Annotated in this window: 8 protein-coding genes; 5 read left to right on the top strand and 3 right to left on the bottom strand. The window is 61.5% G+C overall.

Going from position 1 to position 11495, the window contains the following annotated elements; all coding sequences use genetic code 11:
• The first annotated feature begins 149 nt into the window (after positions 1-149).
• A complete protein-coding gene (locus WJU23_RS15365; protein ID WP_346333485.1) occupies positions 150-1469 on the top strand; it encodes a Trx7/PDZ domain-containing (seleno)protein in 1320 nt (439 codons plus the stop codon).
• A gap of 189 nt (positions 1470-1658) precedes the next feature.
• Positions 1659-2003 carry a hypothetical protein gene (locus WJU23_RS15360; RefSeq protein ID WP_346333484.1) on the top strand — a complete coding sequence of 115 codons (345 nt, stop codon included), beginning with the start codon at positions 1659-1661 and terminating at the stop codon, positions 2001-2003.
• Positions 2004-2070: 67 nt separating this feature from the next.
• Here the strand turns inward: WJU23_RS15360 and WJU23_RS15355 are convergent, their stop codons facing one another.
• Both WJU23_RS15355 and WJU23_RS15350 read right to left on the bottom strand, forming a co-directional pair.
• On the bottom strand, positions 2071-2973 hold the full coding sequence (locus WJU23_RS15355) for a cation diffusion facilitator family transporter (protein WP_346333483.1): 903 nt from the start codon (positions 2971-2973) through the stop codon (positions 2071-2073).
• 199 nt (positions 2974-3172) lie between these two features.
• Positions 3173-4603: an arylsulfatase gene (locus tag WJU23_RS15350; RefSeq protein WP_346333482.1), complete on the bottom strand. Its 1431-nt coding sequence runs from the start codon at positions 4601-4603 to the stop codon at positions 3173-3175.
• A 281-nt stretch (positions 4604-4884) separates the two neighbouring features.
• Here WJU23_RS15350 and WJU23_RS15345 point away from each other — a divergent pair, with 281 nt between their 5' ends.
• The 3 genes from WJU23_RS15345 (at position 4885) to WJU23_RS15335 (ending at position 9521) form a co-directional block, all read left to right on the top strand.
• The gene (locus tag WJU23_RS15345; RefSeq protein ID WP_346333481.1) at positions 4885-8361 is read left to right on the top strand and encodes a DUF4394 domain-containing protein; all 3477 of its coding nucleotides are present in this window, start codon (positions 4885-4887) and stop codon (positions 8359-8361) included.
• A gap of 330 nt (positions 8362-8691) precedes the next feature.
• The gene (locus WJU23_RS15340) at positions 8692-8967 is read left to right on the top strand and encodes a hypothetical protein (RefSeq protein WP_346333480.1); all 276 of its coding nucleotides are present in this window, start codon (positions 8692-8694) and stop codon (positions 8965-8967) included.
• Entirely contained in the window at positions 8964-9521 is a 558-nt protein-coding gene (locus WJU23_RS15335; protein WP_346333479.1) for a DUF6036 family nucleotidyltransferase, read from the top strand. Before WJU23_RS15340 ends, WJU23_RS15335 begins: the two co-directional genes overlap by 4 nt.
• Before the next feature lie 146 nt (positions 9522-9667).
• Here the strand turns inward: WJU23_RS15335 and WJU23_RS15330 are convergent, their stop codons facing one another.
• Entirely contained in the window at positions 9668-11491 is a 1824-nt protein-coding gene (locus WJU23_RS15330; protein ID WP_346333600.1) for a DUF1549 and DUF1553 domain-containing protein, read from the bottom strand.
• Positions 11492-11495: the final 4 nt, after the last annotated feature.

The raw sequence follows: 11495 nt of genomic DNA, 5'->3' as shown, positions 1-11495 counted from the left end.
TGGGATTTATGATTTATGATTGATGACTGATGATTTGGGGCGGGGGAGGGGGAATGGGGGCACACTGGCGAAAAGATTAAAAATGTGATAGGATTTGGGATCTAAATTGCTGGCTTGAACTGCTGGGGCGGTTTTGACAGCATGCGGCCATGAAAAGGTTGATTCTGAGTTTCGTTCTGCTGGGGGCCAGTGCCTGGGCTGAGGCGGTGAAGGATCGTGAGGGGGCTGTGCGCGCGGACCGGGCGGCGATGGAAAATGACAAACGGTGGGCGTACAATGATATTGAGAGCGGCTTCAAGCAGGCGCAGTTGACGGGGAAACCGCTGTTGGTGGTGCTGAGGTGTGTGCCCTGCCTGGCCTGCATGGGCCTGGACAGTGCGGTGCTGATGCAGGGAGGGGAGCTGGAGCCGCTGCTGGACCAGTTCATTTGTGTGCGGGTGATCAATGCGAACGCGCTGGATTTGACCCGGTTTCAATTCGACTTCGATCTTTCTTTTTCCACGCTGTTTTTCAACGGGGACGGCACCGTCTATGGGCGCTATGGGTCGTGGACGCACCAGAAGAATTCGGCTGATGCAACGGTCAAAGGTTATCAAAAGGCCCTGGAGGCAGCCTTGGAAATCCATGCTGAGTACCCGGCGAACAAGGCGCAACTGGCCGGCAAGCAGGGCGGGCCCTTGCCCTTTGTGAACCCGACGGACATGCCGAATCTGGCGGGGCGCTATCAACGGGAATTGGACTGGGATGGCAAGGTGGTGGGCAGTTGCATCCATTGTCACATGATCGGGGATTCCCTGCGGGTTTCCTACCGGGAGCAAAAACAGCCTTTGCCGACCGAATGGATATACCCGATGCCCGCCCCGCAGACGGTGGGGCTGACTCTTGCAGCGGATGAAGTGGCCCGGGTTTTGGAAGTTAAGGAGGGGAGTGCGGCGGCGGCGGCAGGCTTGCAGCCAGGGGATGTTCTTATGAGCCTCGCGGGGCAGCGTCTGGTCTCGACGGCGGATGTGAGCTGGATCCTGCACCGGACGCCGGAAGCTGCGACTGAGCTGGATGTCCTGGTTGGGCGTGGAGGTCAAAAAGTGCCGGTGAAACTGGCTCTGGCGGAGGGATGGAAGCTAGAGACGGACAACTCAGCGCGCGTTTCGGCCTGGTCCATGCGGGCCATGGCTCTTGGCGGCCTGATCCTGGTGGACCTCACGGATGCGGAACGCCAAACCCGTGGTCTGAGTACCCAGGGGATGGCTCTGTGGGTGAAAGGGATGGGGATGCATGGCCGTCATGGGGCGGCAAAAAAAGCCGGATTTCAAAAGGAGGATGTCATCGTGGAGCTGGATGGCCTGACGAACCGGCATACTGAAAGCCGTGTGATGGGACATTTGCTCAAAAATAAAATGGCCGGAGAAGAAGTCTCTGTGCGGGTTTTACGCGGAGACCAGTCCAAGACGTTGATGCTGCCGATGCAGTGAAAGCCAGAATGGCGATCATGGACCGGCAAGGGAACTGGATCAGGGATGACTTTTTCTCTTCGGGGGAGAAAGGGAAGTTTTTCAGCCGGCATGGGCGCAGACGGCGGACGGGGGGCGAAGAAAATTCAACTGCCGGTTTTCCCTGCCGCTGAAGGCGGAGGCCCCGGCTCCAAAACCTAACCTTACTGAATGATGAAAAACATTGCTATCCTCGCCACCATCGCCTTTGCCTTTCTCGGATCTCTCCACGCCGGAGACAAGAAAACGGAGGGGGCGGAAATCGCCAAAACCGATGTGGTGGAATCTGGAACCTATCAGGGAAAGGCCCACAAGGTGGATCCCGGTGAAAAGGAAATTTATGTCAAAACCGCTGACGGCAAGATCCTGGAGCTTTATCTGAAAAAGGACACGGAACTGACCCAGGACGGCAAAAAGGTGGAATTCGACGCCCTGAAGGAAGGCCAGAACCTGGAAGTGCAGGTCGAGAAAATGGGCAAGAAACTGAAGCCCGTCTCGGTGAAGATCACGGAATAAGCCTCTCCGTCCATCCGGCGCGGTGCCCTCTGGGGTGCTGCGCCGTTTTTTTGACTTATGGCCGGGGTCAGGCAGTTGTTTTACCTTCAGGCAGCGGCCCATCGTAGGGCTCGACATGGGTGACGATGTCGTTGACCTGGGGCACCTGGCTGTGGAGGGCGTCTTTGACGGCGTGGGCGATGGAGTGGCCTTCTTCGACCGTTTTGACCGGGCTGACCTCAATGTGGATGTCCATGAAATAGCCGAGGCCCATTTTTTTCATGCGCAGCTTTTCCACGCCCAGGACTTCCGGCACGGCGGCGGCGACCTGGCGGACTTTCAGGAGCAGCTCCGGCGGGGGCGCGCCGTCCAGGTTTTCATGCAGGGCAGTCTTTAAGAGTAGATAGCCGTTGATGCCGATAACAGCGCAGCCGATGAGGGCGCCGACATCATCCGCCTTTTCAAAACCGGGGCCGCCAATGAGCGCGACAAGAATCCCACCAAAGGCTGCGGCGGAGGTGATTGCATCCGACCGGTGGTGCCAGGCATCCCCCTTCAACGAGGTGCTCAGGGTCTCCTCGCTCTTTTCCAGGGCGTAGCGGGAAAGCAGTTCTTTGGTGATGATAACGACGATGAGGACGGGCAGGGTGAACCAGGCGGGGGCCTCATGGCGGGTGAAGATGTTCTGCACGCTCTGGATGACGATGACCACCCCCGCGCCCAGCAGGGAGACGGCGGAAAAGAGGGCACCGAGCTGCTCCGCCTTTCCCTGGCCATAGTGGTAGCGGTCACTGGGAGGACGGCTGGCGATGCGGAGAGAGCACCAGACGACGAGGGAAGAAAAAAGGTCGTTCAACGACTCAATGCCATCCGCAATGAGGGCATAGGAATTGCCCACCACACCGGTGATGATCTTCACCGCCGCCAGGCAGGCATTGATGAAGATGCTCTTGACGACGGTGCTGGAAGCAATGGCGTTTTTGTCGGTCATGAAGGGCCTGCAAGGCTACGCGGCTGGCCGGGAGGCTCAATCTGGAAGTGCTCGGGAGTGCATTTCGCGTTTTCCGGCTAATGATTTAAGGCCGGTCTAAGAGTGTTAGGGCGCCTTGGGGAGGGGGCTGACAGAACAGTTCTGCGCGAGCATTCAGCCAACGGAACGCGTGCCCTCTATCGTTGAGCTAACCGCCACCTCACTTCCTCGTCCGCCCATCCTGGCGTGCGGTGGCGAGGGCGGCGCTCAGCTCCTTGACGATTTTCGGATGTTCGGCGGAGATGTTCCGGGTTTCGCCGGGGTCTTGGGTCAGATCGTAGAGCTGCGTATCCGTCTGGCCGTCGGCGGCTTTGCCTTCAATGAACTTCCAGGGACCTGAGCGGAGGGCGAGGGCATTGTCGCGAGTGTCTCCCTGGATAATGGTGTAGCGGCGGACGGGGGTAGAAAGGGCGGGATTGAGGAGCGCGGGCAGGAGATTGAAGGAGTCCTCCCCGGCATCCTGGGGCAGCTCCGCTCCGACGATGGCGGCGGTGGTGGCCAGAAGATCAGTGTGACAGAGAGTCTGGGCGGAAGTGCTGGCCGCCGGGATGTGGCCGGGCCAGCGGGCGATGAAGGGGATGCGGTGGCCGCCTTCAAAGGGAGTGCCTTTGCCATCGTGCCAGGGGCCATTGGTCATGTGGCCGAGCGCACGGGCATCGCGCTTGGCGGAGCGGGCCTTTTCGCGCACGCCACCGGCTTCGCTGGCCAGGTTGAGCTTTGTTTTCTGCGTGCCTTTGAAGTCATTGGGTGTGCTGCCGTTGTCGCTGCTGAAGATGACGAGCGTACTTTTAGTTAGGCCGAGTTCCTCTAAAGCCGCCAGGACCTCACCGACATGCGCGTCCAGTTCCTGGATGTGGTCGCCAAAAAGGCCGGCCTGGCTGCTGCCGCGAAAGGTGGCCGCGGGGGTGACATGGGTGTGGGGCGCGCAGGGAGTAAAGTAGAGGAAGAAGGGGCGGTCCTTGTTCTCGCGGATGAAGCCAGTGGCCTTGGCCGTGAGGGTGGTGTCCACCTGGTCTTCCACGCGGAATTCAGCGATGCCTTCGGGAAAGTCTTTGCCTTTGACCACCTGAAAAGGCACACCGGGCTGACGGCCCACGAGGTCGTGATTTTCAATGAAGGCGCGGTAGTGGTCGTTGTGGTTCTGTGGCACGCCGAAGTGGTAGTCAAAACCCACCTCCAGCGGGCCGGTGATGGGCAGCTTGTTCCAGTCCTTGCTGTAGCCCAGATGCCATTTGCCAATGGCGGCGGAGCGGTAGCCCTGGGTCTTGAGCAGGGAGGCAATGTTCAGGCGGTCTTTTTCCAAGGCGTAGTCATTCCCCTTTTTGTGCAGGCGCCACGGGGAGCGGCCGGAGAGCAGGCCGTATCGTGATGGGGAGCAGACGGATGCGGCGGAGTGCGCATCGGTGAAGCGCATGCCTTCAGCCGCCAGGCGGTCAATGTTCGGCGTCTGGATCTGCGTGGCCCCATAGCAGCTGAGGTCGCCGTAACCCAGGTCATCCGCCAGGATGATGACAACGTTGGGTTTCTCCTGGGCAAAAAGTGCAGAGCTGAGCGCGATGAGTACGGCAAGGAAACGAAAAAGACGGCGCATGATGAGGACATGAACGCGCGGAAGGGGGGCCGTATCGCAGCTTTTGGCCTGCGATTTTTTTGATGCCAGTATTCTTCATGATGAGAATGTTGAAATCTTGTTCTTCCTGATGCTTTGCCCCAGGCGTTTCCAATAGGTATAAAATAAGCCTAATTCGTTTTTGAGGTTTTTTGAATCCGATGCCGATGCGGCATCGGACAAACCAGGTGCGCAGAGAATGGGGTTTTTTCTTCTCCCGGTGACAACCGGTTCTTTGTGCGCCCGCGAACAAACATACCCTTATGAAACAAAAAAGACACATTCTCTTACCCCACGGGACAACGCCCTCTGCCGGATTGCTGCGGGCTGCTTCTGGAGGGCGGGTCCGCGCCTGCCTGCTGGCCTGTTTTTCCGCCCTGGCCCTGCCCGCCCTGGCTCAGGTCCCGGCGACTCCGGCCTATGTGCTGACGCCCGCCGGCGAGCTGGCCACAATCACCCTGGATGCACCGGGCACGCCAGGCGCCCCGACAGTGCTGACGGGTGTGGAGGCGGGGGATACGCTGGTGGCCATGGATGTGCGGCCGCAAAACCAGGCGCTGTATGCGCTGGGGGTGAATGCGACGGCGGATACAGTCCAACTGTACCGTCTCTCCCCACAGACCGGACAGGCGGTGCCACTGGGAAGCCCCGACAGCCTGAGCGACGGGCTGCAGACGGTGGACCTCCCGGACACGACCTGGGACATTGACTTCAATCCGGCGGTGGACCGCGTGCGCGTGATGTCCCAGACCGGGCTGAACTTCCGCATGAACCCAAACAACGGTGCGCTGGTGGATGGTGATCCGCTGGTGCTGGGAACCAACCCGGACGGCGCTGCCAATGACGGCACGACGACGGTGAGCGGTACAGCCTACACCAACAGCACGCCTAACAATGGCGGCATCACCACCCAGTACACGCTGGATTCGGTCACAGACTCTCTTTACATCCAGAACCCGCCTAACAATGGCAACCAGACGATGGGGATTCAGCTGACCCTGAACGGCAATCCGCTGGATTTCGCCTCTGTGAGCGGTTTTGACATCGCTCCTGGAGTGGCCACAGCAGCCTCCAACACCGCAGTGACTGCCGGTGTGGGCTACGCGGTTCTGACCGTGGGGGGCACGGGCGGCCTTTACCAGATAGATCTGACGACGGCGGCCGTTACGCTGGTGGGCGCACTGGAGGCACGCAGCCTGGCCATCAATGCCGGCACGGGTGGCGCCCTCGGCCTGGATGAGATCGGGCTGACCCTGGTCCGCTTCAATCCGCTGACCCCGGAGGAAACCACGACCGCAGCGGTGACCGGCGTGACCGCCGGTGAGACCCTGGTGGCAGTGGATTACCGGCCCGCGACGGGCCAGCTTTATGCCCTGGGCATCAACCCGGAGACGGATACCGGCAGCATCTATCTGGTGGACCCGCAACTGGCCACCGTCACGGTCGTCGGCATTCCCGGCTCCATTGCCTATGTGGATGAAGAGGGTGATCCGGTGGACTTTCCGCCTGTCAGCGCCGGCTATGACATTGATTTCAACCCCACGGTGGACCGCATGCGGATCGTCACCGGCACAGGCCTGAACATGCGCGCCAACCAGATCACCGGAACGCCGGTGGACGGCAACCAGGGCGGTGCGGCAGACAGCGTGGCTGGCATCAACACGGACGGCTCCGCCAATGGCGGCACCACGACGATCTCCGCGACGGCCTATACCAACAGCTTCAACGGCACAGCGGTGACCACCCAGTACACGCTGGATGCGACGACCAACAGCCTCTACATTCAGAACCCGCCTAACGTCGGCACGCAGACAGCAGGCGTCCCAGTGACCCTGGCAGGCGGCGCAGCACTGGACTTTGCCGTTCCTGTTGGATTCGACATCCTTAGTGATGTGGTGGTTGCCAACTCAAGCGATCCCGCCACGGGCGTGGGTTATTTCACAGCCACGGATGCAGGCGGGACGCAGCTTTACCGTCTGGACCTGACGTCAGGCGTGGCCACCAGCCTGGGCACGGTCAGTGTGCCGCTATCCAGCCTGGCCATGTCTTCCATCTCCAGCGCTCCGCTGGTGACGATGCCGACGGTGGCTGATATCGGCCCCGCCAGCGCCACCCTGGGCGGCACAGTGACGGAAGATGGCGGCAGCGCCATCACCGAGCGCGGTGTGGTGTACGCCATTACGGCGGACAATGCCACTCCGGAAATTGACGGGGAAGAGGTGACCAAAGTGATCGCCGCAGGCACCACCACCGGCACCTTTACCACCAATGTTACCGGTCTGGAGACAGATGAGCCTTACACCTTCCGCGCCTATGCCATCAATGCCGCCGGTGTCAGCTATTCTGACGTGGCATCGTTTACGCCAGTTCTGTTTGTGACAGAACCCGTCCTGCCCGATGCGGTGGTGAGCCAGGAGTATGCCGTGAACCTGAATCTGCCTGAAGGCACGACGGCCACGGTGAAGGGCCTGCCCCCCGGACTGAAACTGGACCGCGCCACCGGCGTGCTCAGCGGCCGCATCAGCAGCCCGGGCGTGTACCAGATCAGCGTCACGGTGAAGGCCGGCGGCGGCATCTCCTCCAGCTACATCACCACGCTGACCGTGCAGGCGCTGCCTAATTCCGCCGTCGGCACCTATGTCGGCTACATTCAGCCTAACAATGCATTGAACAGCAACCTGGGCGGTCGTGTGGATGTGAAGACCACCACCAAGGGCAGTTTCACCGTCAAGATGATCCGCAACGGCAAGACCGTCAGCGGCAAAGGTTTCCTGACGACCTCCGTCGGCACTACACCGCTTTTGAATGTACTGCTGAAAGACGGCACCGTGGTGAACCTGACCCTGGAGTCCGATGACACCCTGGACGGCCAGATCAGCATCAGCGCGGATGTGGCGCCCGTCACCGGCTGGCGCAAGGTTTATGACCGTGTGCTCACACCGGCCAGCCAGGAAATGGGCTACTACACCGTGGCGCTGGAGGCGGGCTCCGCCGACCCGCAGGTACCCCAGGGTCACGGCTTCGCCGCCATTACCATCGGCCTGGACGGCAGCACCAAGGTGGTGGGCAAGGCGGCTGACGGCAGCACGCTGACCACCACCGCCTTCCTGGGCACCGACGGTGAGATCCTGGTCTATGCGCCCCTGGCCAAAAAGCAGGGCAGCATCTCCGGTATGCTGGAGCAGACCAATGGTGCGTCCGGCGACATTGCCGAAAACAGCATCGAAGGCATCCTCTCGCTGACCAAGCCTGCCACCACCGGCCGGCTGTATCCCGCCGCGCTGACCCTCATCCCCCTGAATGTGGAAGGCAAATACATGGCGCGTGCTGCCAAAGGCATCGTCCTTGGCCTGCCGGCCGCGACCCCTCCCTCAAGCCTCATCTTCACTGGTGGTGGCATTGAACTCGCCGCGCTGAACCCCAGCCTGGTGAACTCCGTCCGCTTCCCGCGGCCCACCCTGAAGCCGGTGGTTCCCGCCCTCGGCAGCGAGGCCAACCCGGCCCGCACCACGCTCGCCTTCAAGCCCGCCACCGGCGCCCTGACCGGCAGCTTCAAGCTGGTGGACGGCAGCCTGAAACGCACCGTGAAGTTCCAGGCCATGCTGGTCCGGAGTGACGATGGCACCACCGCCAAAGGCTACTTCCTGCTGCCGCAGATTCCCGTCGAAGGCCAGACTGCCAAGACCTCACCGATCCTTTCCGGTCGCGTGGAACTGCTGCCTGAGCTGCTGACCTTCTAAACCCGGCCAAGGGTAAATATTTCAAGGAGCAATCCTTGTTAGCCCCCCAGCGCCCCCAGCGTGCCTGCCGAATCTCGGCCACGCCGGGGGCGTTTTGACGTACTGCGGGCACTCCTGCCCGTAACCGCAGGCCGGAACATCTGCCTCGGCACGACAAAACATTCGTCAATCCAAAAGCGTGCCTGATTGAAGCTCTCATCTGTTCCGCCCGCCGCATCCTCGCCCAGCGCCTGGACCGCCAGCGCCGCTGGAGGATCGAGGACTGTTCATTGCCCTGCCTCTGTAAACTTCCGCGCTTGGCAAAAGCCAGCCCGTGGCTAAACTTCTCCCATGAACTTCGATTCCGTACACCCTGGCCTCCGCCCGATGGTGGACGCCATCCACCGGGACCAGATCATGCGCGCCCGCAAAATGACGCCAGAGGAACGCTTCGCCGAAGCCATGGACCTCATGGACTTTTCCTATGAGGTCATGGAAAGCGGCGTCCGCCATGACCACCCCGATGCCACGGATGAAGAAGTGACCCAGATACTGAGGAAAAAGCTCTCCCGCCTCCGCCACATGGACGACCGGGGCATCTTCTTTCCACCGCGCAAAGTCCTATGAATCAGACCAAGTGCGTCAATCTGATCTTGGACTGCGTCGAAAGCACCGGGATCAAATACATGGTAGGCGGTTCCATTGCCTCCATGAACTATGGCATTCCACGGGCGACCAAGGACTTCGACCTCGTGATTGATGTTCATGAACCGGAATTCACTTCTTTCCTGAAGGCCGTGGATCCCTTTTTTACCTTGGACCCGCAAATCTATTTGGAGAGCCTGACGGGCACCAAGCGCTTCATTCTCCAGCACCGAACCACGGCTTTCGAAGTGGAGCTTTTCATCAAAAGCCAGGACCCTCACCATCTGTCCATGTGGGACCGCAAGACTCAGAGACGGCTTGTCTTTTCCAAGCGGGAGGCGTGGACACCCACTGCCGAGGACATGATCATTCAAAAACTCCGCTGGCAACGTGACCGGGATAAAATGGACGTCCGCGAGATGATTGGCGTCCAGTCCCCCAACCTCGACTGGCCCTACATCGAGAACTGGTGCGACCAGCACGGCACCCGCGCCCTCCTTGAAGAGATCCGCGCCAGCATTCCGCCGATGGACTGACCCCGGGTCCAGTTGGGTAAGCACTCCTGCCTCTTCATCAAAACCTGGTTCAAGACCTTCATCTCTCCCCGCTCCGTGCTCATGCCCAGCTCCTGAGCCGGCAGGGCTGGCGAACGGGTCGAAATCCCACCCTCACTCACCCCCCTTCAATCCACATACACAAACTCATTCGCATTCATCACCGCCAGGCAGTAGTCCGCCACCGCCGCCTCAAAGCTGCCGGTCAGCATCGTTTGTTCGCGGATGAAATCCTGGCCCAGGGCCACCTCCACATCCCTCGGCTTCCGTGAAAAGCACCTCTCCGTCACCCAGGTGAGGATCGCTGCGGCATCGGAGCCGTGTTTTGCCACGGCCTGACGCGCCAGGGTGGCGGCCATCTCCAGACTGAACTCGGAATTCATCAGCAGCAGGGCCTGCGGAGCCGTGGTGGACTGCTGGCGGCGTGAGCAGCTGGCCAGCGCATCCGGACGGTCGAACAGCTCAAAAATGGGCTGCCGCGCATTGCGCCGGGCGAAGACGTAGATGCTGCGGCGGCGCTGCTCGGACGCCGCCGAAACCACCGGGGCCTGCTTTTTCAGCAGCGTGCCGCTGACCTCCCGTGGCAGCGGCAGGTGCACACCCGGGCCGCCCGCTTTGAAATGAAGCTGGCCGGTTACGCTGAGCATCGCATCCCGCAGCACCTCCCCGCTCACACGCCGGCGCGGCATGGCAGCATACAGGTCCACCGCCGCCGCGTCCATGCCGGGTGGCTGCGTGGCCTGCTGATAGGTATCGGACATGAGGATGAGCTTGTGCAGCCGCTTTAAACTCCAGCCCTGACGCGGCAGCTCGGCGGCCAGCCAGTCCAGCAGCTCCGGGTGCGTGGGCTCTTCGCTTTGCAGCCCCAGGTCGCCCGGCGTGGGAGCAATGGGGCGGCCAAAGTGCTGCTGCCAGAGGCGGTTCACCGTGGCCCGCAGAAAGAGCCCGTTGTCCGCGCGGGTGATCCACCGGGCCAGTCCGGTGCGGTCCGCCGCCGTCATCTCCAGGCCGCCGCCGATGCGTGGAAAGCCCGGCCGGATCTCCGGCCCAGGCCGCCGGAAGTCTCCGCGCACATAGACCACGCTGGCAGGCACGCCCTCCGTAAATTCACGCACCGACGGCCCAAGCTGCCGGTCGGATTTGGGCACGACCGCCTGGTTAAAAAAGGCGCGCAGCCGGTAAAAGTCCGCCTGGCTCACCGGATCATACGCATGATCATGGCACTGTGCGCAACCGATGGTTAGGCCAAGAAAGGCGGACCCCACCGTGCTGGTGATCTCGTTCAGCACCACGTGGCGGCGTTCGTCCTGGTTGTTCAGATCTGGCATGTCCGGGCCGGAAAACAGAAAGCCTGTGGCCGCCACCTCCCCCTCCGGCAGCAGGTCCCCGGCGATCTGCTGGCGCACGAAGTCATCGAACGGCTGGTCCTGGTTCAGCGCGGCGATGACCCAGTCCCGGTACTGCCACGCGCGGTTGCGCTCGCGGTCATGCTCAAAGCCGTCCGTTTCCGCAAAGCGGGCGATGTCCAGCCACCACTGCGCCCAGTGCTCGCCATAGCGCGGACTGGCCAGCAGCCGGTCCACCAGGGCATTCAATGCTGCGGCAGGCGCGGTTTTAAATTCCACCTCAAACACCGCCACCTCCTCAGGCGCAGGCGGCAGGCCGATGAGGTCAAAGGTGATCCTGCGGATCAGCGTCGCCGCATCCGCTTGGGGCGATGGTTTCAGCCCCGCCGCTGCCAGCCGCGCCCGGATCAGCGCATCCAGATTTTGGCCTGCCTGATCATTCTTTTGGTTAGGCGCATCCGACAGCGGTTTGAAGGCCCAGTGCTGCCGGTCCTTCTCCGCGATGGGCGGCTCATCCTTGACCGGATCACTGGAAGCCCGGATGGCGCGGCCCTGTGCGGACGTGACCGCCAGGCATAACAACGAAAGCCAGTGGAGCGCCTTCATCACG

The organism is Prosthecobacter sp. SYSU 5D2 (genome assembly GCF_039655865.1).
Taxonomy (GTDB): domain Bacteria; phylum Verrucomicrobiota; class Verrucomicrobiia; order Verrucomicrobiales; family Verrucomicrobiaceae; genus Prosthecobacter.
Note: the sequence above shows the minus strand (reverse complement) of the source record. Positions and strands in the feature narration are given on the sequence as shown.